Origin of the sequence: Sphaerisporangium perillae, from assembly GCF_023276435.1 — a bacterium.
In the GTDB taxonomy this organism is placed as follows: domain Bacteria; phylum Actinomycetota; class Actinomycetes; order Streptosporangiales; family Streptosporangiaceae; genus Sphaerisporangium; species Sphaerisporangium perillae.
The window spans coordinates 136,798-162,753 of record NZ_JALLPO010000003.1 but is presented as its reverse complement, the minus strand read 5'-3'; the positions used below and the strand labels follow the sequence as shown (position 1 = coordinate 162,753).

At 70.0% G+C, this 25,956-nt stretch carries 20 protein-coding genes; 12 read left to right on the top strand and 8 right to left on the bottom strand.

Features of this window, described 5'->3' with window-relative positions; genetic code table 11:
• Window positions 1–280: 280 nt before the first annotated feature.
• The 4 genes from nrdR (at window position 281) to MYF83_RS04295 (ending at window position 5,496) form a co-directional block, all read left to right on the top strand.
• On the top strand, window positions 281–742 hold the full coding sequence (gene nrdR / locus MYF83_RS04310) for a transcriptional regulator NrdR (RefSeq protein WP_248958836.1): 462 nt from the start codon (window positions 281–283) through the stop codon (window positions 740–742).
• A 177-nt stretch (window positions 743–919) separates the two neighbouring features.
• Window positions 920–3,781 (top strand): vitamin B12-dependent ribonucleotide reductase, encoded by a 2,862-nt coding sequence (locus MYF83_RS04305; protein WP_248958835.1) that lies wholly within the window; start codon window positions 920–922, stop codon window positions 3,779–3,781.
• Window positions 3,782–4,052: 271 nt separating this feature from the next.
• Window positions 4,053–4,550: a DUF2867 domain-containing protein gene (locus MYF83_RS04300; RefSeq protein WP_248958834.1), complete on the top strand. Its 498-nt coding sequence runs from the start codon at window positions 4,053–4,055 to the stop codon at window positions 4,548–4,550.
• Between the two features lie 37 nt (window positions 4,551–4,587).
• Window positions 4,588–5,496 carry a diacylglycerol/lipid kinase family protein gene (locus tag MYF83_RS04295; RefSeq protein WP_248958833.1) on the top strand — a complete coding sequence of 303 codons (909 nt, stop codon included), beginning with the start codon at window positions 4,588–4,590 and terminating at the stop codon, window positions 5,494–5,496.
• Window positions 5,497–5,634: 138 nt separating this feature from the next.
• Here MYF83_RS04295 and MYF83_RS04290 read toward each other — a convergent pair whose 3' ends face one another.
• From MYF83_RS04290 to MYF83_RS04275, 4 genes are all read right to left on the bottom strand, one after another.
• A complete protein-coding gene (locus MYF83_RS04290) occupies window positions 5,635–7,245 on the bottom strand; it encodes an ABC transporter permease (RefSeq protein WP_248958832.1) in 1,611 nt (536 codons plus the stop codon).
• The gene (locus MYF83_RS04285) at window positions 7,242–8,165 is read right to left on the bottom strand and encodes an ABC transporter ATP-binding protein (protein WP_248958831.1); all 924 of its coding nucleotides are present in this window, start codon (window positions 8,163–8,165) and stop codon (window positions 7,242–7,244) included. Before MYF83_RS04285 ends, MYF83_RS04290 begins: the two co-directional genes overlap by 4 nt.
• On the bottom strand, window positions 8,158–8,850 hold the full coding sequence (locus MYF83_RS04280; RefSeq protein ID WP_248958830.1) for a TetR/AcrR family transcriptional regulator: 693 nt from the start codon (window positions 8,848–8,850) through the stop codon (window positions 8,158–8,160). Before MYF83_RS04280 ends, MYF83_RS04285 begins: the two co-directional genes overlap by 8 nt.
• Before the next feature lie 139 nt (window positions 8,851–8,989).
• The gene (locus MYF83_RS04275) at window positions 8,990–9,628 is read right to left on the bottom strand and encodes an MFS transporter (protein ID WP_248958829.1); all 639 of its coding nucleotides are present in this window, start codon (window positions 9,626–9,628) and stop codon (window positions 8,990–8,992) included.
• A gap of 123 nt (window positions 9,629–9,751) precedes the next feature.
• Between MYF83_RS04275 and MYF83_RS04270 the strand changes: the two genes are divergently transcribed.
• Complete coding sequence (locus tag MYF83_RS04270; RefSeq protein WP_248958828.1) at window positions 9,752–10,627, top strand: MBL fold metallo-hydrolase; 876 nt, start codon at window positions 9,752–9,754, stop codon at window positions 10,625–10,627.
• Window positions 10,628–10,710: 83 nt separating this feature from the next.
• On the opposite strand, the gene MYF83_RS04265 is transcribed toward MYF83_RS04270, so the two are convergent.
• Together MYF83_RS04265 and MYF83_RS42395 are read right to left on the bottom strand one after the other, a co-directional pair.
• Complete coding sequence (locus MYF83_RS04265; RefSeq protein WP_248958827.1) at window positions 10,711–10,866, bottom strand: hypothetical protein; 156 nt, start codon at window positions 10,864–10,866, stop codon at window positions 10,711–10,713.
• Between the two features lie 62 nt (window positions 10,867–10,928).
• Entirely contained in the window at window positions 10,929–11,057 is a 129-nt protein-coding gene (locus tag MYF83_RS42395) for a hypothetical protein (RefSeq protein ID WP_279339072.1), read from the bottom strand.
• Between the two features lie 717 nt (window positions 11,058–11,774).
• On the opposite strand from MYF83_RS42395, the gene MYF83_RS04260 reads away from it, so the two are divergent.
• Window positions 11,775–13,217: a serine/threonine-protein kinase gene (locus MYF83_RS04260; protein WP_248958826.1), complete on the top strand. Its 1,443-nt coding sequence runs from the start codon at window positions 11,775–11,777 to the stop codon at window positions 13,215–13,217.
• Window positions 13,218–13,492: 275 nt separating this feature from the next.
• Here MYF83_RS04260 and MYF83_RS04255 read toward each other — a convergent pair whose 3' ends face one another.
• Entirely contained in the window at window positions 13,493–15,625 is a 2,133-nt protein-coding gene (locus tag MYF83_RS04255; protein ID WP_248958825.1) for a beta-galactosidase, read from the bottom strand.
• 182 nt (window positions 15,626–15,807) lie between these two features.
• Here MYF83_RS04255 and MYF83_RS04250 point away from each other — a divergent pair, with 182 nt between their 5' ends.
• The 6 genes from MYF83_RS04250 (at window position 15,808) to MYF83_RS04225 (ending at window position 25,652) form a co-directional block, all read left to right on the top strand.
• Window positions 15,808–18,096, top strand: a complete 2,289-nt coding sequence (locus MYF83_RS04250; RefSeq protein WP_248958824.1) for a TIM-barrel domain-containing protein — start codon at window positions 15,808–15,810, stop codon at window positions 18,094–18,096.
• 20 nt (window positions 18,097–18,116) lie between these two features.
• Window positions 18,117–19,427, top strand: coding sequence for an ABC transporter substrate-binding protein (locus tag MYF83_RS04245; RefSeq protein WP_248958823.1), 1,311 nt, complete (start codon window positions 18,117–18,119; stop codon window positions 19,425–19,427).
• A 155-nt stretch (window positions 19,428–19,582) separates the two neighbouring features.
• Window positions 19,583–20,524 (top strand): carbohydrate ABC transporter permease, encoded by a 942-nt coding sequence (locus MYF83_RS04240; RefSeq protein ID WP_248958822.1) that lies wholly within the window; start codon window positions 19,583–19,585, stop codon window positions 20,522–20,524.
• Entirely contained in the window at window positions 20,521–21,411 is an 891-nt protein-coding gene (locus MYF83_RS04235; protein WP_248958821.1) for a carbohydrate ABC transporter permease, read from the top strand. The genes MYF83_RS04240 and MYF83_RS04235 overlap by 4 nt, the downstream gene beginning before the upstream one ends.
• A 54-nt stretch (window positions 21,412–21,465) precedes the next feature.
• Window positions 21,466–24,426 (top strand): glycoside hydrolase family 3 protein, encoded by a 2,961-nt coding sequence (locus MYF83_RS04230; protein ID WP_248958820.1) that lies wholly within the window; start codon window positions 21,466–21,468, stop codon window positions 24,424–24,426.
• A gap of 290 nt (window positions 24,427–24,716) precedes the next feature.
• On the top strand, window positions 24,717–25,652 hold the full coding sequence (locus MYF83_RS04225) for a phage baseplate protein (protein ID WP_248958819.1): 936 nt from the start codon (window positions 24,717–24,719) through the stop codon (window positions 25,650–25,652).
• Here the strand turns inward: MYF83_RS04225 and MYF83_RS44755 are convergent.
• Window positions 25,631–25,750, bottom strand: coding sequence for a glycoside hydrolase family 78 protein (locus MYF83_RS44755; RefSeq protein ID WP_443729288.1), 120 nt, complete (start codon window positions 25,748–25,750; stop codon window positions 25,631–25,633). The genes MYF83_RS04225 and MYF83_RS44755 overlap by 22 nt on opposite strands.
• Window positions 25,751–25,956 lie beyond the last annotated feature (206 nt).

Sequence of the window (25,956 nt, the reverse complement as noted above, 5' to 3'; positions counted from 1 at the left end):
GCCGACTTGCGTTCATGGTGCGGCACTCCTACGGTTAGACCACAACATCTAGTAGTTACACCGATGTGGTTCACCATAAGTTGTGTTTCCGCCAGCGCACTGAGGACAGCCGCAGTGCGTGCGTGAGCCTATTCCCGTTCACGCGGGATGGGCCCTCAAGCATCTCGTGAATGCGGAAACATGGGGCGGCTTTTTCCCGAGGTTGGCGCCTCGGGTCCTCGCGAATCGAGGAGTAGTGCCGGCGTAACTCGTGGGGGCCGCGAGAAAAAGGAGGCGACACATGCACTGTCCATTCTGTCGTCATCCGGACACGAGGGTCATCGACAGCCGTTCCACCGAGGACGGCGCGGCGATCCGCCGACGGCGCACCTGCCCTGAGTGCGGGCGCCGGTTCACCACCCAGGAGACCGTGCTGCTGATGGTGAGCAAGCGCAGCGGCGTGACCGAGGCGTTCTCGCGAGACAAGGTGATCGCCGGAGTGCGCCGCGCCTGCCAGGGACGGCCCGTCAGCGAGGACTCGCTGGCGCAGCTCGGCCAGCGTGTCGAGGAGAGCATCCGGGCCACGGGATCCGCCGAGATCCCGGCCCACCAGGTGGGGCTGGCGATCCTCGGGCCGCTCCGCGAGTTGGACGAGGTGGCCTACCTGCGGTTCGCCTCCGTCTACCGGAGTTTCGAGACACTTGCCGACTTCGAAGAGGAGATCGAGCAGTTGCGTGCGGCGCGAGCCGCCAGAGAAGGCTGAGCGCCGCGCGCGGCCGGCCACCGAGCCGGCCCGGAACGCGGCGACGACGGCCCGGCAGGGCCCGCACGGCCCACAGGGCGAGACAGAACAGGTTGGACCCCGGCGCCGGGGGATGCGAGCGGCGTGACGATGTGTTTCCGACACGAGGGCTTCTTGGGGCCCTGGAAGGGGGAGATCATGACGGAGACGGTGAGCGGCTCAGTGGGACGCGGGGGCAAGCGGCCCGGTAAGGGCCTGAAGATCAAGCGTGTCTACACCACGCCCGGAGTGCACCCGTACGACCAGGTGCGCTGGGAGCGCCGCGACGTCGTCATGACGAACTGGCGGGACGGCTCGATCAACTTCGAGCAGCGAGGCGTCGAGTTCCCCGACTTCTGGTCGGTCAACGCCGCCAACATCGTCACCACGAAGTACTTCCGCGGCGCCGTCGGCACCCCGCAGCGCGAGTCGAGCCTGAAGCAGCTGGTCGACCGCGTCGTCGGTGTCTACACCCGCACGGGCCGCGAGAACGGCTACTTCGCCTCCGAAGAGGACGCCGAGATCTTCGACCACGAGCTGAAGCACGCTCTGATCCACCAGGTCTTCAGCTTCAACTCGCCCGTCTGGTTCAACGTCGGCACCGCCTCGCCTCAGCAGGTGTCGGCGTGCTTCATCCTCGCGGTCGACGACCAGATGGAGTCCATCCTCGAGTGGTACAAGGAAGAGGGTGTGATCTTCAAGGGCGGCTCGGGCTCCGGGGTCAACCTCTCCCGCATCCGCTCCAGCAAGGAGCTGCTGTCCAGCGGCGGCACGGCCAGCGGCCCGGTGTCGTTCATGCGCGGCGCCGACGCCTCCGCGGGCACGATCAAGTCGGGGGGCGCGACCCGCCGGGCGGCCAAGATGGTCGTCCTCGACGTGGACCACCCCGACATCGAGGAGTTCATCGAGACCAAGGCGCGCGAGGAGGACAAGATCCGCGCGCTGCGCGACGCCGGCTTCGACATGGACCTCGGCGGCAAGGACATCGTCTCCGTCCAGTACCAGAACGCCAACAACTCCGTCCGGGTCTCCGACGAGTTCATGCGCTCCGTCGAGGCGGGCGGCCGGTTCGGGCTGCGGGCCCGGCTGAGCGGCGAGGTCATCGAGGAGGTCGACGCCAAGGCGCTGTTCCGCAAGATGGCGAAGGCCGCCTGGGAGTGCGCCGACCCCGGGGTCCAGTACGACGACACGATCAACGACTGGCACACCTGCCCCGAGACGGGCCGCATCACCGCCTCCAACCCCTGTAGCGAGTACGTCCACCTGGACAACTCGTCCTGCAACCTCGCCAGCATCAACCTGCTGAAGTTCCTGCGCGAGGACGACACCTTCGACGTCGACCGCTTCGTCAAGCTGACCGAGCTGATCATCACGGCGATGGACATCTCGATCACCTTCGCCGACTTCCCGACCGAGAAGATCGCCGAGACGACGCGCGCGTACCGTCAGCTCGGCATCGGCTACGCCAACCTCGGCGCGCTGCTGATGGCGACCGGGCACGCCTACGACTCCGACGGCGGCCGGTCGATCGCCGCGGCCATCACCAGCCTGATGACCGGCGCGTCCTACCGCCGCAGCGCCGAACTGGCCGCGATCGTCGGCCCCTACGACGGGTACAAGCGCAACGCCGAGCCGCACAAGCGGGTGATGCGCAAGCACGCCGCCGCCAACGACGACCTGCGCGCCGGCGGCGCTCTCGACCGGCCGATCCTCAACGAGGCGACCAAGCAGTGGCAGGAGTGCCTGCGCCTCGGCGAGAAGAACGGCTACCGCAACGCCCAGGCCTCGCTGCTCGCCCCCACCGGCACCATCGGCCTGATGATGGACTGCGACACCACCGGCATCGAGCCCGACCTGGCGCTGGTGAAGTTCAAGAAGCTCGTCGGCGGCGGGTCGATGCAGATCGTCAACCAGACCATCCCGCGCGCGCTCAAGCAGCTCGGCTACCAGCCCGAGCAGGTCGAGGCCATCGTCGAGTACATCGCCGAGCAGGGCCACGTCATGGACGCTCCCGGGCTCAAGCCCGAGCACTACGAGGTGTTCGACTGCGCCATGGGCCAGCGGGCCATCGCGCCGATGGGGCACGTCCGCATGATGGCGGCCACCCAGCCGTTCCTGTCGGGCGCCATCTCCAAGACCGTCAACCTGCCCGAGTCGGCCACCATCGAGGACATCGAGCAGGTGTACCTGGAGGGCTGGAAGCTCGGGCTGAAGGCCCTGGCCGTCTACCGGGACAACTGCAAGGTCGGCCAGCCGCTCTCGATCGCCAAGAAGACCGAGGAGAAGGCGGCCGAGCCGGTCGTGCAGGTCATCGAGGTGCCGAGGCCCAAGCGCCGCCGCCTGCCGAACCAGCGGCCGAGCACGACGACCCGGTTCACGGTCGGGGGCGCCAAGGGTTACATGACGGCCTCCTCCTACCCCGACGACGGCCTCGGCGAGGTCTTCCTGAAGATGTCCAAGCAGGGCTCCACCCTGGCCGGTGTCATGGACGCCTTCTCGGTGGCGATCTCCGTCGGCCTGCAGCACGGCGTGCCGCTGGACACCTTCGTCAGCAAGTTCATCAACATGCGGTTCGAGCCGGCGGGCATGACCGACGACCCGGACGTGCGGATGGCGGCCTCGGTCGTGGACTACATCTTCCGCCGGCTGGCGCTGGACCACCTGCCGTACGAGGAGCGGGCGGCCCTCGGGGTGTTCTCGGCGGCCGAGCGGGCGGCGCAGCAGCGGGGTGAGGACCCCGGCGCGGCCCAGGACGTCATCATCGACACCGCGGCGCTCGCCCAGTCGGCGCCCATCGAGGAGAAGCCTGAGGAGAAGCCCGCCGGGGACAGGCCGGCCGCCGGGGTCACGGCCGCGCCGGCCGCGTCCCCCTCCAGGGCGAACGGCTCGGCCGCCGCGCTCGAGAGCCACCAGGGCCGTACGGCCGACGCGCCGCTCTGCCTGACCTGCGGCACGAAGATGCGCCCGGCCGGCAGCTGCTACGTCTGCGAGGGCTGCGGCAGCACCAGCGGCTGCAGCTGAAAGTGAGCATGGTCGCCTCCGCCGCGATGTCCGGCGTGATCGGATGCGACTGAGGTAGCGGGCCAGAAGGGGGAGCCTGGTCCTGGACCGGTTCCCCCTTCCCCCTTCCGCGTGCCCGGCGCGAAGCCGCGTGCAACGTGGAGGCGAGCCGGGGCCCCCGGAGGAGACATGCCAGTCGCGGTTCTCTCCGCGACCCGCGTCCCCCGGATGGGGGAGCCGGTTCACCCCACGGTGGGATGCAGGGCATGGGCGCCGGCGAGAGTCTCACCTCATGAGCACCTTCGACACCGTGCCGGAGCTGAGGGCCCTACTCTCCGGCGCCGATCACGTCGACGTGAAGACGGCCGAGTCCACGGCGAGCTTGCGCCAGTTCGTCGCACGGGCCATGGGCCGGTCGCCGGCCTGGATGAAGGCGCTGTTCCTCGCCAGAATGGTCCTCGCCCGGATGCTGCGGCTGCGCGATCCGAGCATCCCGGCCGGCGCGCCGCTACGCGCGGAGGAGATCTCGTTCACTCCCGGCGGCAAGGTCGCCTTCTTCACCGTCACCGCCGCCGCGGAGGATCGGTTCATCGTGCTGGAGGCCGCCGACACCCATCTGGCCGGGTATCTCGCGGTCGTCGCCGGGCCCTCGGTGGGTGCTCGCACCACGTTCGAGGTGGTCACCGTGGTGAAGTACCGCCGCTGGACCGGCCCGGTCTACTTCAACGTCATCCGGCCCTTCCACCATCTGGTGGTCCGGCACATGGCCAACGCGGGCGCACGTCCATGATTCCGTTGAACGCCGTTTCCGTGGGTAGTCGGGGGACATGTCGCTCACTGTCGCGGTCATCGCTCACAAGAAGAAGACGCTCGGGGCGGGGCTCGACCGGCTCCGCGTGCTCATCACCGAGCAGGATGCCGGCAAGCTGCTCTGGTACGAGGTGCCCAAGAGCAAGAAGGCGCCCAAGCGGGCGCGCACGGCATTGAAGGAAGGCGCCGACCTGGTGTTCGTCTGGGGCGGCGACGGCATGGTGCAGCGCTGCGCCGACGTGCTGGCGGGGTCGGGGGTGCCGATGGCGATCCTCCCGGCGGGGACGGCCAACCTGTTCGCCGGCGAGATGGGCATCCCGGCCGACCTGGAGGAGGCCGTGCGGATCGGCTTCCACGGCGAGCGCAGGAAGCTGGACCTGGGCGTGCTCAACGGGGAGCACTTCGCCGTCATGGCCGGGGCCGGGTTCGAGGCCCAGATGATCGCCGACGCCGACCGGGAGACCAAGGGCCGGCTCGGCCGCCTGGCCTACATCGGCGCGGCCGTGCGGCACGTCGGCGGCCCCCTCGTGCCGATGAAGATCAAGATCGACGGCGTGACGTGGTTCGAGGGCGACGCGAGCTGCCTGCTGCTCGGCAACATCGGCACGATCAGCGGCGGCATCGAGGCCTTCGACGGCGCCCGTCCCGACGACGGCTGGCTGGAGGTCGGCGTCTCCACGGCCAAGGGGCCGATCCAGTGGGCGCGGGTGCTCGGCAGGATGACCGCCGGCCGTTCGGAGGATTCCCCGTTCGTCCGCATCACCCGGGCCAGGAAGATCTCCGCCCGGTTCGGCTCTCCGTTGATGTACGAGCTCGACGGCGGCGACCGCGAGGAGACCACCAAGATCAAGGCCGGCGTCGCCCCGGGCGCCCTGACCGTCTGCGTCCCCGCCCTCGCCACCGCCCATGAATCCACCGCCCCATAAACGCGGTTCGAGCGGGTCGCCCGCCGTCGACGACGCCGATCGGCTCCGTACCGCACCCCGCCGTACCGGCGCCTCAGCGGAGGCGACCGGAGCGGAGTGTGGCCGGAGCCGGTGAGATCGGGCCGCGTGGCGCGGGGGTCAGGTGGTGGGGAGGTCGCGGCGGCGGAGGGTGGTCAGGCCGGCGGCGGTCACCCCGGCGGCGATGGCGACCAGCCACACCAGCGGCGCCACGCCGAACTCGCCTCCGGGCAGCCGGGGGAGGTGGGTGAACGGCGAGATGTCCAGGACCCGCTGGTCGAGCCCCATGGCGGTGCCGACCAGCCCGAACAGCAGGCAGATGACCAGCGGACCCCAGCCGATGGCGGCGAGCCGGGGAAGCGCGCCGAACAGCAGGACCGTGATGGCGGCCAGGACCCACACCGCGGGGAGTTGCACCATCGCGCCGGCCAGCACCCGGGGCACCTCCCGGCCGACGTCGCCGGTGTTCAGCCCGTGCGTCAGCCCCATGGCGAGCCCGGCGGCGGCGAGGACGACGGCCGGGCCGAGCAGCGAGAACGCCAGATGGCTGCCCGCCCAGCGGATCCGGCCGATCGCGGTGCCGAGCACCGGCTCGGCGCGTCCGCTGGTCTCCTCCTCGCGCAGCCTGAGGGTGGCCTGGATGGCGTACGCGGACGCGACCAGCCCGAACAGGCCGAGGGTGCCGGCGAGGTAGTTGTCGATGAGCCCTTCCACGCCGCCGAGGCGGGCGAAGATGTCCATCATCTCCTTGTTGTCGCGCACCAGGTCGCCGATGCCGGCGGCGAGGTAGCCCATCACGACGGCGAGTGCGACGAACCCCGCGGTCCAGCCGGCCAGCAGGCCGCGGTGCAGGCGCCAGGCGAGCGCCAGCGGTGAGCGCAGGCCGGGTGCCGCCGTGGCGGGGCCGAGCCGGGGCGGCAGGAGGCCCGCGCCGATGTCACGCCGCGCGGACAGCGCGACGGCCGCCGTGGTGAGCACCACGATGACGCCCACGGCGAGCGCGAGCGGCCACCATTCGTCCTGCCCGTAGGGGTACATGCGGTGCGCCCAGCCGATCGGCGACAGCCAGGACAGCCAGGACAGCGTGCCGGAGGCCGACAGGTCGCTGATGTCGCCGGCGACCCGCAGCGCGTAGGCCGTGCCGAGGATGGTGATCGCGATGCCGCGCGCGCTTCCCGCACCGCTGGTGAGCTGTGCGGCCACGGCCGCGGTCGCGGCGAACACCCAGCCGGTGGAGGCGAACCCGGCGCCGAGGGCCCATGATCCGGCGGTGGGCAGACCCTGGCCGATCATGCCGGCGGCGAGGATCGCGCCGAGGACCGCGTTGGCGGCGAGGGTCGTGATCAGCGCGGCGGCCAGGCCGGCGTGCCTGCCGGTCACGGTCGCGCCCAGCAGCTCGCGCCGGCCGGCCTCCTCCTCGGTCCGGGTGTGCCGGATGACGGTGAGGATGCTGAACAGGCCGATCATCACGGGCAGGAAACCCGCTCGCCAGGCGACCAGCTCGCCGAGGCTCGAACCGGACAGGGGGCCGTAGAGCGCGACGAAGCCGGCGTTGTGCGCGCTGGCGCCGGCGTACTCCTGCCGTCCCGCGGCCGTCGGGAAGAGCTCGTTGATGGTGGCCACGTAGGAGATCGGGACCAGGCCGAGGAACAGGACCCACAGCGGCATCAGCCACCGGTCGCGGCGCAGGATGAGACGGATGAGCTTGCCGGTGCCCGTCAGCTCCTTCATCGCGACACCTCCGGTTCCTTCTCGCCCGCCGCGCCGGTGCGGTCGTAGTGGCGCAGGAACAGCTCCTCCAGCGTGGGCGGCCGGCTGACGAGGCTCCGCACGCCGGCCGCGGCGAGCTCGCGCAGCACCGGGTCCAGGGCCGCGGTCTCGACGTCGAACCGCACGGTGCCGTTCTCGGCCAGCAGGTCGTGCACGCCGGGCAGGGCGGCCAGCCCGTTCGCCGGGGCGGCGAGCTCGGCCTGGATGGAGGTGCGGGTCAGGTGGCGCAGGTCGGCGAGGGTGCCGGTCTCGACGGCCCGGCCGTCACGGATGATGGTGAGCCGGTCGCACAGCGCCTCGACCTCGGAGAGGATGTGGCTGGACAGCAGCACGGTGCGGTCGCCGCGGCGCCGTTCCTCCCGGATGCATTCGCGGAACGCCTCCTCCATCAGCGGGTCCAGGCCGGAGGTCGGCTCGTCGAGCAGCAGCAGCTCCACGTCGGAGGCCAGCGCGGCGACCAGGGCGACCTTCTGCCGGTTGCCCTTGGAGTAGGCGCGGCCCTTCTTGCGCGGGTCCAGGTCGAACCGCTCCAGCAGGTCGGCGCGGCGCCGCTTGTCCAGCCCGCCGCGCATCCGGCCGAGCAGGTCGATCACCTCCCCTCCGGAGAGGTTGGGCCACAGCGTGACGTCCCCGGGCACGTACGCCAGCCGCCGGTGCAGTGCGGTGGCGTCGGCCCACGGGTCGCCGCCGAGCAGACGCGCGGTGCCCGCGTCCACGCGCATCATGCCCAGCAGGACGCGGATCGTGGTGCTTTTCCCCGCACCGTTCGGTCCGAGGAAGCCGTGCACCTCACCGGTCTGGACGGCTAGGTCAAGGCCGTCCAGGGCCCTTGTGGGGCCGAACGTCTTGACGAGTCCGGCCGCCGAGATGGCGTCAGTCATCGTGGTGCTCCTCAGGTCGGCCGGGCGTGGCTTCGCGCTCGGCTGGGGTTGCCCGATCAGGGGCCTTGTCGAGGGCGTCGATCAACATGGCGGCCTCCTCCGGGCTGATCAGGGGGTGTGAATAGATGTCGAGCATGGCCCGGGAGAGCAGCCGGTCTCCTTCGGGGCTGAAGATGTCCACGCCCATCCCCCTGGACACGTGCTGGTACAGAAGGGGGACGCCCAGCGCCATCGCGGTGCCGAGCGTGGCTCGGACCTTGCGGCTGACGAAGGGGGGCTCGGAGCGCTTCGCGTCGATGTCGGTGAGCCATTCCTCGGACATCTTCACCATCTCGTCGAACAGGGACGCGGCGGCCCCCTCGACCAGGGCCCGGGCCAGGTAGCGCTGATAGGGCTTCAACGCGGCACGGGAGGCGGCCACGTAGGTCAGGTCGCTGTACTGGGTGTCGGTGCGGACCTGGTCGTTGAACCGGCGGACCATCTTGACCAGGTAGTCGTCGCACGCCTCGCGCAGCCCCTGTTTGGAGCCGAAGTGGTGGCGCACCAGCCCCGGGGACACACCGGCGGTGTCGGCGATGCCCCGGATGGTGGCCCGCTCGAACCCGTGCTCTCCGAAGTGCTGCAACGCCGCGTCCCTGATGCGGGCGCGAGCGGTGAGGTCCTCGGGGTCGGGCTGGGTCGCCACCAATGTCGATCATTCCTATCCACGCGTACAGCGGGCTACTCAGACGAGTATGAAACTATACGCGCGTATAGTCAATTGCACGTGAAGATAGCACTGGAGGAGTACACAGGAGCCCTCTACGGCCCGGGAGGCGCCCGGGTCACCGGTGGCGCGGCCGGACGAGCAGTACGGCGGCCGCGGCGAGCAGGGACAGGGCGGAGCAGGCGATGAGCGCGATGTCGATGCCCTCGGCGGGCCCGTAGGCGCCGACGATCGACGCCATCGCCGCGACGCCAAGCGACGACCCGACGTACCGGGCGGTGTTGTTGGCCCCCGACCCCATGCTGACGCGGTGGTGCGGCACGCTCTCGATCGCCAGGTGTGTGAGGGAGGCGTTGATGAGGCCGCTCCCGACACCCGACACGGCCAGGCCGAGCAGGATCTTCCACCAGGACCATCCGCCGACCAGCCCGAGCATCGCCGGCATGCCGGCTCCCGACAGGGCGAGGCCCAGCGAGAGCCTGGCCCTGGCGTGCGGCAGCATCCGGCGGGCCAGGAGCGCGGTCACGAACGAGAGCCCCGACCAGAGGCTGAAGAGCGCGGCGCTGCCGAGAGGGGTAAGGCCCCGGCTGAGCTGGAGCACCGTGGGCAGGTAGCTCATCAGCCCGATCACCGCCATGCCGGTGATCAGCGCGCCCCCGGTGGCCACGAGGAACAGCGGCCGGCCGAACAGGTGCATATCGAGCAGCGGCTCCCCGCGGCGGTTCTCGAGGTCGACGGCGCCGGCACCATCGTCCACTGCGCCAGCGACCCCCTCCACGCGAAAGCCGACCTGACGCAGTGATCACCCTGACGTTCGTGGTCGTCCTCCCCGTCTACCTGCTCGTTAAGATGGGCCGGTCGTCGAGGGCGGAGGTGGCCGGTGGGCCGGTGGATCGAGGTCGGTGACCGGATCTGGGCGCGGCGCCACACCGAGCTGGACCTGACCCTCGGCCTGGTGGCCGGCGAGCGCGCCTGCCTGGTGATCGACACCGGCTGCGACGAGGAACAGGGCGCCGGGTTCGCGGCGGCCGTACGGGAACTCACCGGCCTGCCGTGGTCGGTGGTGCTCACCCACGCCCACTTCGACCACGGCTTCGGCACGGCGGCGTTCGTGGAAAAGCGCAGTGGGGAGGTCGAGCCCGCGTGGCGCCGCGACCGGGGCGGCGAGCCGGTGCCGGACGCGGCCCGTTGCCACGTCTGGGCACATCCCGGTTGTGCTGCCGACCTGGCCGAGAACGGCGAGGCACAGCGGGCCGTCTGGGTGGAGCACTACCGCGAGGAGGGCAAGGCGAATGCGGCGGAGCGCATCGCGGCCGCGCGCATCGTCCTGCCCGACCGGCTGGTCGAGACCACCGCCGAGCTCGACCTCGGCGGCCGTCTCGTCCGGCTCATCCATCCCGGCCCGGGGCACACCGGCCACGACCTGATGGTCCACGTGCCCGACAGCGATCTCGTCTTCGCGGGCGACCTGGTGGAGCAAGGTGCGCCACCGTCGTTCGGCGACGCGTTCCCCCTGGCCTGGCCCTCGGCGCTCGATCGGCTGCTGGAGCTCGGGCCTCGCACGATCGTCCCCGGGCACGGCGAGCCGGTGGACGCGGCCTTCGTGGCCGCGCAGCGCGCCGAGTTGGCCCAGGTAGCGCGGCTCTGCCAGGCGGTCGCCGCGGGCGGCCTCTCACCCGCCGAAGCCCTGGCCCGATCCCCCTACCCGGAGCACTTCACCTCCGAAGCCCTCACCCGCGCCGCCGATCCCGACTGAGCCCGCGTCGCCCGCCGCACGCCGGCGCCGGTACCCGCCGTCCCCATCGGGTGACTTCGCCGGGGGACGGTTGGGCGCGGGCGTCAGGTGCTCAGGGCGTATAGGACGGGGCGCAGGTGTTCTTCGCGGCCGGATTGCCAGACCACACGCGGGGCGAGCGTGGGTGCCGCGAAGTCCCGCCTGACCAGCGTGCCGGCGGCCAGATCGTCCGCCACCGCGAAGTCGGGCAGCAGCGCCATTCCGAAGCGCGTACCCCCCGAGGGATGCGCGGCCGGCAGGCGGGATGTGACGTGCGGCTTCGTCAGGCTGCCGGGGTGGTGCCGCCTGTGCGGGGGAACCGGATCACGTTGCGCCCGGTGTACGCCTGGAGGTGCACCACCTTGCTCTCCTGCGAGGGCTTCTGGCGGTGTGCCGATCGGATATCACGCACCTTGTGCCGTGGAACGTACGCGGGCACAGCCGCAAGCCTTCTCATCGAGCCCCCCGGCGTGATGATCTCGTTACCTAAGATGTCTACAGAGGTCGGCGTAAGACTATTGTAAAAGATCTCTAGTAGGGGAGGGGGCGCCCGGAAGGTGAACGCAGATCCAGGGGGGTCATCGTCTCGTTGCGGCGGCGGGTGCGGGGCCTGGCGATCCTGACGCGTCTCATCGAATCTCCTTGAGCGTGGGAATCCGGGGAATCAGCCCTGGGGAGGAAACGCGGTCCGGTGCCGCACGGGTTGGTGTAGCTTCGGGGTTGCCCGGCGGCGAGAACCAAGCCGCTGGGTCTACCGCCGGGCCGGCGGGATGTGAAGCCTGTGGAGGCTGCGTAAGACCCTGGCTTGGGTTCGTCCCGGGGGCTGTCGCCGGTGAAGCAGGAAGGTCCGGCCTGCGAAGGTTGGAGTCCCCCGGCTTCAGCCGTTGGGAGGAGGTCAACACGTTCTCCCTCCGGTCATGGACCGAGTGCCTGAGCAGACTATTGCTCCGGGTGCTTGCGGTCCTGTTGCCAAGCGGTTGCACGCGCCATGCGACCCCGCCCCGCCGTCCTCTGGAGAAATGACAATCCGCGCGATTGCTGCTTGAGTACGGAGATCGCAAAGGGGGTCGGCCACTGCCGCGACGTGTCGGTGGTCAATGTCGTGGCCTGTAGTCGATGGGGGTGCGCGGTGACGTCATCTCATGTCCGGCAGTCCGGGGACCAGGAGCACATCGGCCCCTACCGGATACTCCGCAGGCTCGGCGCGGGCGGCCAGGGGGTCGTCTACCTCGGACAGGACGGTGACGGGCAGCCTGTGGCGGTCAAGGTCCTGCGCCGGGACGTCGCCGCCGACGAGGACACCCGCAACCGCTTCGCCCGGGAGGTCGCGATCGCCCAGCGGGTGGCCTCGTTCTGCACCGCCCAGTTCCTCGCCGCCGACCTGTGGTCGGATCCGCCGTACATCGTCACCGAGTTCGTGGACGGCCTCTCCCTCCAGGAGGAGGTGACCAGGAACGGGCCCAAGAGCGGCCCGGGCCTGCACCGGCTCGCCGTCGGCACCGCCACCGCCCTCACCGCGATCCACGAGGCCGGCCTCGTCCACCGCGACTTCAAGCCCGGCAACGTGCTGCTCGGCCAGGACGGCCCGCGCGTGATCGACTTCGGCATCGCCCGGGCGCTGGACAGCACCGCGACCATCAGCAGCCACGTGATCGGCACCCCTGCGTACATGGCGCCCGAGCAGGTGTCCGGCGTCCCGATCGGCCCGCAGGCCGACGTCTTCGCCTGGGGTGCGGTCGTGGCCTTCGCCGCGACGGGGCGCTCGCCGTTCGCGGCCGACTCGGCGACGGCCGTGCTGTACCGGGTGGTCGAGGGGACGCCGGACATCGGCGGCGTGCCCGAGCCGCTGCGATCCCTGGTGGCACGGTGCCTGTCCAAGGATCCCGCTGAGCGTCCCGCCATGCAGGACGTGCTGCTGGAGCTCCTTGGTTCCCGCGACGGTCCCCGCGCGGAGCATCGGACCGCCTCACCCACCGAGCGACGCCCGGGCCGACGAAGAACCAAGCAAAGCGGCTCCGGCCAGAACCGCTCCGGCGGGGGCGGCTCCGATCGGGGCCGGCGGGGCCGGTCCCGGCGCGCGGTGGGAAGGTGGGGCGCCGCCGCAGCCGTGGTGGCGGTGGCCGCCGTGGCAGGCCTTCTGTGGCTGCAGAGGGACCCCGCCGGAGTGACCGCCGGCGGCCCGGCGGGCGTGCGGACGCCCGTGACGAACAAGCCATCACCCACCGCGCTGCCGGCGCGGTTCCCCGGCACGCTGCGAGGCGTCTGGCGGGGCGCGCTGACCCAGAGCGACGGCAGCAACCACCCCATGGTCGTGACCATTCCCGGGGCCGTCCGGAGCGCCTCGGTTCGCTACCCGAGCCTCGGATGCTCAGGACTGCTCACGATCACCTCTCACGATCCCGGCCGCTACCTGCTCCGCGAGACGATCCGCAAGGGCGACCGCTGCAGCAGGCAGGGCCTCTTCACCATGCAGGCCCGTGGCAAGACGCTCGTGCTGACCTACATTCCGTCCTCCGACACCCCGGGCGACAACTACAGCGCCACCGTCACCCTCTTCCGCCCAGCCACCTGACGCCAAGGACCGCCCTTACACTCCGCCACTTGAGGTCGAGTATCCTCGCGCTCCGCCACTCGGCGTCGCGGAATTCTCTGTCCCGCCGGCTGGGGTCGCGGATTCTTCCGGCCTGGTCACCTGATGTGGGGTGGTCTGCTCCTTCCGGCTGGTGGTGGTGTGTTGGGCGCCGGGTCGGCGGGGAGGTGTGCGGCGAGGCCGGCGCCGCCGTACGGGGGAGGAACCCGGTGGGCGTTCGTGGGCCCGCTGTGTGATCTTTTGGGACGCGGTCGAGATCACGGGGTGTCGTGCGGCATGCGGATGACGGCGAACCCGCCGGGTGCGAGGCGCAGGATGCCGTCGATCGGGGACCCGGTGAGCAGGTCGGTCCCGCTCGCCTTGACCTCCTGGCGCTCGGAGGTGTGGTTGAGGGCGAACAGCCAGCTCGCGCCCTCGCCGCCGCGCCGGACCAGCTCCACGCCGGCAGGAGCGGGCGAGGCCGGCAGGCCCGCCGCGGCCAGGATGCCGGCGTAGGCGTCGTCGTCGAGGCGGGTGGACAGGTAGATGGCCTGGCCCGCGCCGTGGGAGTGCCGGGTGATGGCAGGCAGGCCGTCGAGCGGGCCGCCCTCGTAGCGGGCCAAAACCGCCGCTCCCCGCGATTCGATCCGCTCGCTCCAGATCGTCCCGGCGATGCCGGGCCCCGTGTCGTCCGGGACGTCTTCCCCTGCGTTGCCTGGGACGTCCTGTGCTGTGTCGCCCGTGATGTTTTCCCGCATGTTGCGCGGAACGTCGTTGCTCGTGTCGCTGGGCTGGTGCGTGCCGGGCAGGCGGAGGCGTACCGGCTCTTCTAGGGGGAGGAATTCCTCGACTCGGATGCCGAGCAGGTCGCGGAGGGCTCCGGGGTAGCCGCCGAGGCGGACCCTCGCGTGCTCGTCGGCGATGCCGCTGAAGAACGAGACGACCAGCGTGCCGCCCTGCTCGACGTAGGAGGCGAGGTTGCGGGCGGTGGCGCCGGAGGCCAGGTAGAGGGCGGGCACGAGGACCATTTGGTAGGCGGACAGGTCGCCCGGCGGGCGGGCGAAGTCGGCGGTGACGCCGCTCCGCCACAGCACCCGGTGGGCCTGCTGGACGGCGTCCAGGTAGCGCACCTCGGAGGAGGGGAAGGCGGGCGATTCCAGCGCCCACCACGACTCCGGGTCCCACAGGATCGCCACATCCGCCTGGACGGCTCCGCCTTCCCCGTACTCGGCGAGCCGGGGCAGCAGCCGGCCGAGGTCGCGGATCTCGCGGTGGACGCGGCTGTCGGGGCCCGCGTGCGGCACCATCCCGCCGTGCCACATCTCGGCCCCGCCACGCGAGGCCCGCCACTGGAAGAACATGGCGCCTCGTGAGCCCCGGGCGATGTGCTGGAGGCTGTGCAGGGCGATCTCGCCGGGCGGCTTGGCGCGCATGCGCGGGCCCGTGTAGACGATCCCGGCGGCCTGCTCCATGAGCAGCCACGGCCGCCCGCCGGCCCACCCTCGGGCGAGGTCGGCGGCGAAGGCCGTCTGCCCGGCCGCCTGCGCGGGGTCGTCCGGGTAGTGGTCGACGGCGACCAGGTCCACCTCGCCGGCCCATTCCCATGGGTTGACCGGCACCCAGCCGCCGAACGCGAAGTTCGTCGTCACCGGCACGTCCGGGGTCAGCTCGCGCAGCACCGCCTTCTGGGCGCGGTAGTGGCCGAGCATCGCGTCGGACAGGAAGCGGCGGAAGTCGAGCACCTGGGAGGGGTTCGGGAGGTACCGCGTCGCGCGCGGCGGTGCGATCTCTTCCCAGCGCGCGTAGCGCTGGCTCCAGAACGCGGTCGTCCACGCGTCGTTGAGGGCGTCGAGCGAGCCGTGCCGTGCCCGGAGCCAGTCGCGGAACGCCGCCGCGGCGTGGTCGCAGTGGCACCAGGTGCCGTACTCGTTGTGGACGTGCCACATCGCGAGCGCGGGGTGGTCGCGGTAGCGCTCGGCGAGGGCGCGGGCGACGCGTACCGACGCCTCCTGGTACGGCGGGGCGCACACGCAGTAGGTGTCGCGGCTGCCGTGGGTGAGCCGGGTGCCGTCGGCGGACACGGGGAGCGCGTCGGGGTGGGCCAGGCCGAACCAGGGTGGGGGAGAGGCCGTGGGGGTGGCCAGGCACACCCCGACGCCGCCGGTGTGCAGGAGGTCCAGCACGCGGTCGAGCCATCCGAAGTCGTAGCGGCCCGGTTCGGGCTCCAGCCTGGACCAGGCGAACACCCCGACGGTGACCAGGTTGACCCCGGCCTCGCGCATGAGGGCGACGTCCTCGCGCCAGACCTCCTCGGGCCACTGCTCGGGGTTGTAGTCGCCTCCGTAGCAGAGCCCGCCGATGCCCCTGGGCCGGTCGATGGTGTCTCGCCTCCTGATTCGTATGGAGGTCAAACTAATTACCGCCGCGCCACCGTGTCAACGGGAGCGGGTGGCCGGAGTCGTCGCGCTGTGCCCTGTGGTGCCGTGTCGTCCGCGCACCCGGGTCGAGGAGGGCTCGTGGCGTTGACGTTTGTTCGTATAGTCGGCAAACTAATTCGCGTCGTCCTTTAGCCGGATCGCCCAGGAGTGCAGCAATGCCGTACCGTCCCCCATTGATCGCGCACGAGTACTTCAGCGCGGATCCGCCGGAGCTGCCGGTGCGCGCGCGGGGTGAGCAGGGCCTTTCCGCGCTGACCCGGGCCGAGGTGATGGCGGCCGATGGGCAGGGCGTGACCTTCAAGGTCTCGACCTCGGCGGAGGAGATCCTGGTCGCCCAGGTGACCGTCGCCGGCGAGGGGGTGATCCGCGTGCGGCTGAGCGAGGACGTGGCGGCGCGCACCCGTTCCGCGCGGGTGATCGAGATGGTCCATCCCGGCCAGTTCGCGGGCGCCCGGGTGGAGACCGGCGAGGGCCGCGTCGTCGTGGACGCGGGGGCGGTGCGCGCCGAGATCACCCTGGACCCCTGGCACCTGCGGTTCACCGGTGCCGACGGGCGGCTGCTGACCGAGCAGGACCCGGGCCACGTGGACATCAGCGGCCGGCTGCGCACGCTGCCGTTCGGGCGGTCCCTTGTCGACGGCGTGACGGTGGCCTACCAGGAGAGCCTGGTCGCCCAGCCCGACGAGCATTTCGGCGGGTTCGGGGAGAAGTTCACCCCGCTCGACAAGCGCGGCCAGCGCCCGCTGATGTGGAACTTTGACGCCTTTGGCGCCGAGTCCGACCGTTCGTATAAAAACGTTCCTTTCTATGTGTCCAGCCGGGGGTACGGTCTGCTGGTGGACAGCGGTATGCCGGTGGAGTTCGACCTGTGCCGCTCGACGCACAGCTGTGTCGAGATCGTCGTGCCGGACGACCTGATCGACTACTACGTGATCGCCGGGCCGGGCATCCCCGCGATCCTGGCGCGGTACGACCGGCTCACCTGCGTCCCGGCGCTGCCGCCCAAGTGGGCGTTCGGGAGCTGGATCTCATCCGGCTTCTACAAGGACAGCCAGGACCGGGTGCTGGAGCGGGCCAGGAAGATCCGCGAGCGCGGCATCCCCTGCGACGTCCTGCACCTGGACTGCTACTGGCAGGTCAAGGGACACTGGTCCGACCTCAGGTGGGACGCGGAGAGCTTCCCCGACCCGGCCGCGATGCTGGCCACGCTGAAGGAGCAGGGCTTCGAGACCTGCCTGTGGATGAACCCGTACATCTCCCACCTCAGCCCGGCCTTCACCGAGGCGGCAGCCGAGGGGTACTTCCTGAAAAATCAGGATGGTGAGGTGTATGTCGCGGACTCCTGGCACGGCTCGTACCCGTCCTGCGGCATCGTCGACCTCACCAACCCCGCTGCCGTGGAGTGGTTCAAGAGCCTGCTCCGCACGCTGCTCCAGCAGGGCGTGGCGCTGTTCAAGACCGACTTCGCCGAGGGCGTCCCGAGCGACGCGGCGGCCTTCAACGGCATGACCGGCACCGAGCTGCACAACGTCTACGCGCTGCTGTTCAACGACGTCGTCGCGAACGTCACCCAGGAGGTGAACGGGCACAGCATGGTCTGGGCGCGCTCGTCCTTCCTCGGCGGCCAGCGGCACGCGGCGCAGTGGGGCGGCGACACCTACACCTCCTATCCCGCCATGGGCAGCACGATCCGAGGCGGCCTGTCCCACGGCCTGTCCGGCATCCCGTACTGGAGCCACGACGCGGGCGGCTTCACCGGCACCCCGACCGACGACCTGTACGTCCGGTGGGCGCAGTTCGGCGCCCTGTCGCCGCTGGTCCGCTTCCACGGCACCACCAGCCGCGAGCCGTGGGAGTTCCCGGCGGTGGAGCACCTGGTCGTCGAGGCGATCAGGATGCGCTACCGGCTCATGCCCTACATCTACTCGGCGGCGGTCGAGGCGGCGCGTACCGGCGCCCCGATGATGCGCGCCCTATGCGTCGACCACCCCGGCGACCCGGTGGCCTGGCAGGCGGATCTGGAGTACCTCCTCGGTCCCGACCTGCTCGTCGCCCCGATGACCTCGCCCGAGGGAACCCGGCAGGTGTACCTGCCCGCCGGGGAGTGGGTGGACTACTGGACTCACGAGGTTCACACCGGCGGCCGCTACATCGGCGTCACCAAGCCCCTCGAGCAGATCCCTTTGTTCGTCCGGCGCGGAGCGCTGATCCCGGTGACCGAGCCCGGCGAGACCGTCGGCCACGGGCCGTTCACCGGCGTGACCGTCGTCGCCTACGGCGGCGGTGACGGCCGCGCCACCATCAGGGACGTCGACGGTGACACGACGGTCACCGCCACGCGGGACGGCGACGTGCTGCACGTCCACGTCTCGGGTCCCCTCCCGATCACGAACGTCGAAATCGCTCCCGTCGCCGGCGCCCCTGCCACGGTCGTCGTCGACTAGCAACCCCCTGGAGAAACACCATGTCCAAGATAGGGATCGTCGCCGCGCTCGCCGCGGCGGCGCTGACACTCGCCGCTTGCGGCTCCTCCGATTCCACGGACACGAGCGGCGGGGGCGGCTCGAACGAGGCCAAGACGCTGACGCTCTGGCACTACGAGGGGGCCTCGAGCGCCATGGGCGTCGCGTGGGCGGACGCCATCAAGCAGTTCGAGGCGAGCCACCCGAACGTGAAGGTGAAGTTCGAGGAGAAGAGCTTCGAGCAGATCCAGAAGACCGCCAGCATGGTCCTCGGGTCCGACCAGGCGCCCGACATCATGGAGTACAACAAGGGCAACGCCACCGCCGGCCTGCTGTCCAAGCAGGGGCTGCTCACCGACCTGAGCGAGCCGGCGACCAAGCGGGGCTGGGACAAGCTGCTCAGCCCGAGCCTGCAGACCACGGCCCGCTACGACGACCGGGGCATCATGGGGTCGGGCAAGTGGTTCGGCATCCCGAACTACGCCGAGTACGTCATGGTCTACTACAACAAGGACGCCTTCGAGAAGCAGGGCATCGCGGTCCCCACGACGTTCGACGAGTTCACCGCGGCCCTGGACAAGTTCGCGAAGGCGGGCATCACCCCGATCTCCGTCGGCGGGGCCGAGTACCCCGCCCAGCAGATCATGTACCAGCTGGCGCTGAGCAAGGCGCGGCGTCCCTGGGTGGACGCCTTGCAGCTGTACAAGGGCAAGGTCGACTTCCACGGCCCCGAGCTGACCTATGGCGCCACCACCTTCGCCGACTGGGTGAAGAAGGGGTATATCGGCAAGGACTCGGCGGGGATCAAGGCCGAGGACATGGGCACCGCCTTCATGTCGGGCAAGTACCCGATCATGATCTCCGGTAGCTGGTGGTACGGCCGGGTGAGCACCGAGGTGAAGAAGTTCAAGTGGGGCACGTTCCTGTGGCCCGGCAACCAGATGAGCGCCGGCTCCAGCGGCAACCTCTGGGTCGTGCCGGAGAAGTCCAAGAACAAGGACCTCGCCTATGACTTCATCGACATCACCATGAAGAAGGACATCCAGAACAAGCTCGGCAACGCGGGCGGCGTCCCGGTGGCGGCCGACCCCACGGCGATCACCGACGAGAAGAACAAGGAACTGATCGAGAACTTCAACAAGCTCTCCGCGCAGGACGGGCTCGCGTTCTACCCCGACTGGCCGGCCCCCGGCTACTACGACGTCGTGGTCTCCGGCGTCCAGGAGCTCATCAACGGCAGCAAGGCCCCGGACAAGGTCCTGGACGAGCTGGCGCAGCCGTACAACGACAACCTGGCCGATATCGGCGGCTGACCGTCCGAGCCGCGGCACCGTATGGACAGAACGCCGGTAAGTCCGCGAACGTCCAAGGACGTCCGAGAACGTTCGTGAACGTCGAACATCGTGCGCGTAGAGGAGGGACGGCGGGCCCCGCCACCGGGAGGCGGCGGGGCCGTGCCGGACTATTGATGGCAGTACAAGCTCCGGCGACGAGGCCGGCGACGGCCGGGACGCCCGAGCCGGTTCAGCGGTTCCGGATGGGCGCGGGCTACTGGGTCTACCTGATCCCCAGCGCGGTGCTCTTCCTCGCGGTCGTCATCGTGCCGTTCCTGATGAACATCGGGATCAGCTTCACCAGGTGGAGCGGCGTCGGCACGCCCAAGTGGACCGGGCTCGACAACTACAAGCGGCTGCTGGGAGACCAGACCTTCTGGGCCTCGTTCCAGCACAACGTCGCACTGATCGTCGCGATGGCGATCCTGCCCACCATGCTGGGGCTGGTCCTGGCCGCGGCGCTGTTCGACTACATCGGCAAGAAGTTCGGCGCCCGCACGGCGAGCGCGCTGCGGGCGGCGTACTACCTGCCGCAGGTGCTGCCCGTGGCGGTCGCCGGCGTCGTGTGGGGCTGGATGCTTCACCCGTCGTACGGCGCGCTCAATGAGGTGCTGAAGGCGGTCGGCCTCGGCTCGCTCGCGCAGAACTGGCTGGGCGATCCGGACATCGCCCTGGCCTCCGTCATGGGCATCATGGTCTGGTTCCAGCTCGGCTACCCGGTCGTGATCTTCATGGCGGGCCTGCAGCGGGTCGACCCGGCCCTGTACGAGGCCGCGGAGCTCGACGGGGCGTCCTGGTGGCAGCGGTTCTGGCACGTCACCGTCCCGCAGATCAGGCCCGAGATTTTCGTGGTCCTGCTGACCTGCACCATCGCCGCGCTCAAGGTCTTCGGCCCGATCTTCGTGCTCACCCGGGGCGGCCCCGGCAAGGCGACGATCGTACCGTCCTACTTCAGCTACCAGAACTTCTTCGAGAAGTCGAACGTCGGCTACGGCTCCGCCATCGCCACCGTACTCGCGATCATCATCGTGATCGTGACCTTCCTCTTCCTGCGGGTCCAGGAGCGCAAGTCATGACCTCCCTCTCGGTACGGCAGGCGGGATCGGCGCGGCAGGCCGCGCATGCGGGCGGCCGGATCCCCGGCGCGGGCCCGGGCCGGTGGGCCGTGCTCGCCGCGCTCGTCGTGCTGGCCGTGGTGATGCTGTTCCCGTTCGTCATCGTCACCCTCAACGCCGTCAAGACGCCGGCGGAGTACTCCTCCAACGGGCCGCTGAGCCTGCCGCACGGCATCTATCTCGACGGCATCATCGAGTTCTGGAACCGCGTCGACTTCGGTCGCAAGCTGCTCAACAGCCTCCTGATCAGCGGGGCCGTCGCCGTGCTGGCCGTTGCGCTGTCGGTGCTCAACGCCTACGCCATCGGCATCGGCCGGGTGCGCGGCAGGCTGTGGATCCTCGTGCTCTTCCTCGTCGCCAACACGCTCCCGCAGGAGGCCCTGGCCTACCCGCTCTACTACCTGTCCAAGGAGGTCGGCCTGTACGACAGCCGGCTCGCGGTGATCCTCATCTTCACCGTCGTCCAGGGCGCCTTCGGGACGTACCTGCTGTCGGCCGTCCTCGGCGACTTCCCCAAGGAGATCATCGAGGCGGCGGCCATGGACGGCGCGAGCCGGTGGCGGGTGCTGTGGCGCATCGTCGTGCCGATCAGCAGCCCCACGCTGAGCGTGCTGATGATCTTCTTCTTCATCTGGACCTGGAACGAGTTCTTCCTACCGCTGATCTTCCTCATCTCCAACGACAACCAGACCGTGCCGGTCGCCCTCGGCGTGCTGCAGGGGGACAAGATGATGGACGCCACCATGTCCAGCGCCTCCGCCCTGCTCGGCATCGTCCCGGCCGTGGCGTTCTTCCTCATCTTCCAGCGGACGCTGACCCGTGGCGTCACCGTGGGCGCCATCAAGTGACCGCACCTTCCATCTCGTAGCACGACCGCGTCAACCACCTGACCTGGAGGCGCCATGTCCCCCCGACGACCGTTATCGCTGGCGGCCGTCTTCGGCCTGTTGATGACGCTGCTGGTGGCCCCCGCCAGAGCGGCCGAAGACTTCCCCTTCCGTGACCCCTCCCTCCCGCTGAGCCGGCGGATCGACGACCTGCTCGAACGGCTCACGCTCGACGAGAAGATCTCCCTGCTGCACCAGTCGCAGGCCGCGATCCCGCGCCTCGGCATGCCGTACCACAAGAACGGGACCGAGGCCCTGCACGGCGTGGCTTGGTCCAACGACGACAACAACAACTGGAGCCAGACCTTCGCCAGTGGGACGGTCTTCCCGCAGGCCGTCGGCCTCGCCAGCACCTGGGACCCCGGCCTCGTCAAGAAGGTCGGCTCGGCCGTCGGCGACGAGGTGCGCGGCTACAACTCCGCCGACCCGGTCGTCTGGGGCACCCAGGTCTGGGCGCCGGTGGTCAACCTGCTGCGCGACCCGCGATGGGGCCGCAACGAGGAAGGCTACTCGGAGGACCCGCTGCTGACCGGCGCGGTCTCCACCGCCTACGGCAAGGGCCTTTCGGGCGACGACCCCCTGTACCTGAAGACGGCGCCCGTGCTCAAGCACTACCTCGCCAACAACAACGAGTACCAGCGCAGCCTCACCTCCTCCAACCTCCCGCCGAGGGTGAAGCACGAGTACGACGAGGCCGCGTTCAAGCCCGCCATCTCCGCCGACGCCGCCACCGGCGTGATGGGGTCCTACAACCTGGTCAACGGGCGGCCCAACACGGTCAACCCCGACCTCGGCGGCCTGGTACGGAGCTGGACGTCCAAGGACCTCTACAACGTGAGCGACGCCTGGGCCCCGCACGCGCTCACCGACCCCGAGCACTACTTCGCCAACGAGACCGAGGCCTTCGCGGCCACCCTCAAGGCGGGCATCGACAGCTTCACCGTCGACGACAACAAGCCGGCCACGATGACGACGCTCATCAAGGACGCGCTCGCCAAGGGCCTGCTGGCGGAGTCCGACATCGACAAGTCCGTGCGGAACGCCCTGTCGATCCGCTTCCGGCTCGGCCAGTTCGACCCGGACGGCGGCCCGTACGCCAAGATCGGCAAGGAGGTCATCAACAGCACGGCCAACCAGAAGCTGAACCGGGAGACCGCCGGCAAGGCCATGGTGCTGCTGAAGAACTCCGCCAAGACGCTCCCGCTCGACCCCGCCAAGAGCAAGAAGGTCGCCGTCGTCGGCCCGCTGCAGAACACGCTGCTCAGCGACTGGTACGGCGGCAAGATGCCCTACAAGGTCACCCCGCTCGACGGGATCAAGGAGCGGCTCGGCTCGGGCGCGACCGTGACCGGCACCGACGCCCTCGACCGGGTCGCCTTCAAGGACGTGGCCACCGGCAAGTACATCACCGTGAACGACACCGCAACCCCCGTCGTGGCGTCCGACACGGCCCCGACCGCGGCGTCGGAGTTCGACGTCACCGACTGGACCGACGGCGTCTCCACGATGCGCAACGTCGCCACCGGCAAGCTGCTGACCGGCAACTGGGGCACCTTCCTCGCCAACTCCGATCTGCCCGGCGGCTGGTTCGTGCAGCAGCAGTTCAAGCTGGAGAAGCAGGCCGACGGGACGTACCTGATCGCATACGTCGGGTACGAGATCAACGAGGGCTGGTGGTCACCCGCCAACCCCTACGTGACCATCGGCGCCGACGGCAAGCTCGGGATGGGACCCAAGGCCCAGGCCGCGCACTTCTCCAAGGAGGTCCTCTCCAGCGGAGCCGACGCCGCCGCCGCCCAGGCCAAGAACGCCGACGCGGCGGTCGTCGTGGTCGGCAGCGACCCGTTCGTCGCCGGCCGGGAGAACCACGACCGGAACGGCCTGGCGCTCGGCCAGAGCCAGCAGGACCTCATCGCGGCGGTCACCAAGGCCAACCCCAACACCGTGGTGGTCCTCGAGGACAGCTACCCGACGACGATGGAGAAGGTCCAGGACCAGGTCGGCTCGCTGCTGTGGACCACCCACGCGGGCGCCGAGACCGGGCACGCCCTCGCCGACGTGCTCTTCGGCGACGTCAACCCCGCCGGCCGGCTCACCCAGACCTGGTACAAGTCCGAGCAGGGCCTGCCGGACATCCTGGACTACGACATCACCAAGACCGGCCACACCTACCTGTACTACAAGGGCGCGCCGCTGTACTCCTTCGGGCACGGGCTCAGCTACACCACCTTCGGCTACCAGGGGCTCAAGCTGAACTCCGGCTCGGTGAAGCCGGACGGCACCGTCACCGCTTCGGTCAAGGTCACCAACACCGGCGCGATGGCGGGCGACGAGGTGGTCCAGCTCTACACCCACCAGCGGTCCTCGCGGGTGAAGCAGCCGGTCAAGCAGCTCCGCGCGTTCCAGCGGGTCCACCTCGCCCCCGGCCAGAGCAGGACGGTGAGCCTGTCGTTCAAGGCCGCCGACCTGGCCCTGTGGGACGTCACCCGTGACCGGTGGGCGGTGGAGAAGGCCGAGCACGACGTCATGGTGGGCGGCTCCTCCAGCGCCGTCCGGCAGCGCACGACGCTGGACGTCCTGGGGGAGAAGATCCCGAACCGGGACCTGTACAAGGCCACCCGCGCCGCCGACTTCGACGACTACGCGGGCGTGGAGCTCGTGGACGAGGCCAAGGCCGCGGGCGACGCGGTCGGCGGGACCGCCACCGGCGACTGGATCTCGTTCAAGGACGCCGACCTGCGGACGGGCGCGACCGGCGTCACCGCGGGGGTGGCCGCCACCGCCGCCGGCAAGATCGAGGTCCGCCTCGACTCGCCGACCGGCAAGCTGCTCGGCACCCTCCAGGTGCCGGCCACGGGCGGGGTCTACTCCTACACCTCGGTCACCGCCCCGTTGACGACGTCGAAGGGCGTCCACGACGTCTACCTCGTCTTCACCGGCGACCTCCGGATCAAGGACTTCTCCCTGACCAGGTAGTCCTCGCTCGATCCGCCAGAGAGGACGGCGCCTCGCCCACCATGGGCCGGGGCGCCGTTCCCGCTGCCCGATGCCACCGAACCGGAGGACCGGCTCTTGAACGGCCGTCCGCGGGCACTCACCGCGGCGGACTCCGCTAATCGCGATATTTCATCTTTTTTGTATCCCTGATCACTACGTTTCATCGGATATGCAGCACAACTTTCCCCTGCATATCCGATGAAACGTATAAAAGGGATTAAATGTCGTATTCATCAATTAATGGGATTCGGGGCGTCACACGGAGAGGATTGCTCGCAGCCGGGGCCGGCGCCGGCGCCATGGCGGCGCTCGGCCTCACCGGCATCCGGGAGGCCCGGGCCGCGGCGGCGCCCGGCCGGTTCAACCTGGCGGCCACTCCCGAGGCCCTGATACTGAGGACGGCGCTGTACGACGAGACCGTCCTGCAGTCCTTCGCCTTCGACAACACCAACGGGCACCTTTACACCATCCAGGTCAAGAACGGCGCCGGGTCGCCGGTGGCCGGTGACCTGTGCGTCACCAAGCTCAGCCTCACCGGGACGATCCTCGGGCACATGTACCTCATGGGCTTCGGGCACGGCGTCCAGATCGGGGTGGAGCCGTCGGGTTCGTCGGCCTACCTCTGGACCGAGACCGACGGCGCGAGCGACGGCACGAACGCGTGGGGCCGCAAGCTCGCGCGGTTCAAGTTCGTCAACGGCCAGACCCTGACCACGTCCTCCTCGGCCCTCACCAAGTACGCCCCGGTTGCGGGCGCGACCAGCACTACGTGCGCGATCGACCCCTCCACCAACCGGCTCGTCATGCGTTACCGGCTCGGCGGGGCGGTGCGCTACAACGTGTACGCGCTGTCCGCGGTCAAGGCGGGCAACGCCACCGCGCTGTTCGAGGTGGTCCAGCCCAGCGGCCTCGGCACCTTCCAGGGGTACACGGCCTACGGGCAGTACCTCTACATGCTGGACGGCACGGCCTACAGCGCGTCCAACCCCAACCCCGGCAACACCTACCTCACCAGCGTCGATCTCGGCACCGGAGAGGTCGTCCAGCGGTCGTTCACCGCGGCGTGGAAGTCGCTCGACTACCGCGAGCCCGAAGGCATGGCGCTCCAGTTCGCCGCAGGACAGCCACGTCTGTGCTTCGGGTTCGCCTCGGGCGCGGCCGGCGTGCGCAAGGCGAACATCATCTACAAGAGCGCCCTGCTCTGAGACCTGGGCCCGTGGCCCCGGCGGGAGGCCGGCCGCCAGGACAGCCGCGGGCCCGGGGCGTCGACGCCCATCGGCTCGGCGCGGTGCTCGCAGCGCAACCCGTACGGTGCGAGCCGGTCCGGCCGATCGGGGGTGACCGGCAGGGGGAGGGGGGCACGGGGCTCGGGGCCCTGAGCGCGTCACCGTGCATGGAGGGCACCTCGGCTCGACTTTGTTAAATCTAACGACTTATGGTGTGATTTTGTGATCGGTGGGTGGAGACTATGAGTCGCCCCAGCGAGTGTCAAGAGTCGGAGAGGACCGC

Excerpts from the sequence above, each read along its gene's own strand:
- nrdR (WP_248958836.1), top strand. The coding sequence starts at position 281 with ATGCACTGTCCATTCTGTCGTCATCCGGACACGAGGGTCATCGACAGC.
- MYF83_RS04305 (WP_248958835.1), top strand. The coding sequence starts at position 920 with ATGACGGAGACGGTGAGCGGCTCAGTGGGACGCGGGGGCAAGCGGCCC.
- MYF83_RS04300 (WP_248958834.1), top strand. The coding sequence starts at position 4,053 with ATGAGCACCTTCGACACCGTGCCGGAGCTGAGGGCCCTACTCTCCGGC.
- MYF83_RS04295 (WP_248958833.1), top strand. The coding sequence starts at position 4,588 with ATGTCGCTCACTGTCGCGGTCATCGCTCACAAGAAGAAGACGCTCGGG.
- MYF83_RS04290 (WP_248958832.1), bottom strand. The coding sequence starts at position 7,245 with ATGAAGGAGCTGACGGGCACCGGCAAGCTCATCCGTCTCATCCTGCGC.
- MYF83_RS04285 (WP_248958831.1), bottom strand. The coding sequence starts at position 8,165 with ATGACTGACGCCATCTCGGCGGCCGGACTCGTCAAGACGTTCGGCCCC.
- MYF83_RS04265 (WP_248958827.1), bottom strand. The coding sequence starts at position 10,866 with ATGGCGCTGCTGCCCGACTTCGCGGTGGCGGACGATCTGGCCGCCGGC.
- MYF83_RS04250 (WP_248958824.1), top strand. The coding sequence starts at position 15,808 with ATGCCGTACCGTCCCCCATTGATCGCGCACGAGTACTTCAGCGCGGAT.
- MYF83_RS04245 (WP_248958823.1), top strand. The coding sequence starts at position 18,117 with ATGTCCAAGATAGGGATCGTCGCCGCGCTCGCCGCGGCGGCGCTGACA.
- MYF83_RS04240 (WP_248958822.1), top strand. The coding sequence starts at position 19,583 with ATGGCAGTACAAGCTCCGGCGACGAGGCCGGCGACGGCCGGGACGCCC.
- MYF83_RS04235 (WP_248958821.1), top strand. The coding sequence starts at position 20,521 with ATGACCTCCCTCTCGGTACGGCAGGCGGGATCGGCGCGGCAGGCCGCG.
- MYF83_RS04230 (WP_248958820.1), top strand. The coding sequence starts at position 21,466 with ATGTCCCCCCGACGACCGTTATCGCTGGCGGCCGTCTTCGGCCTGTTG.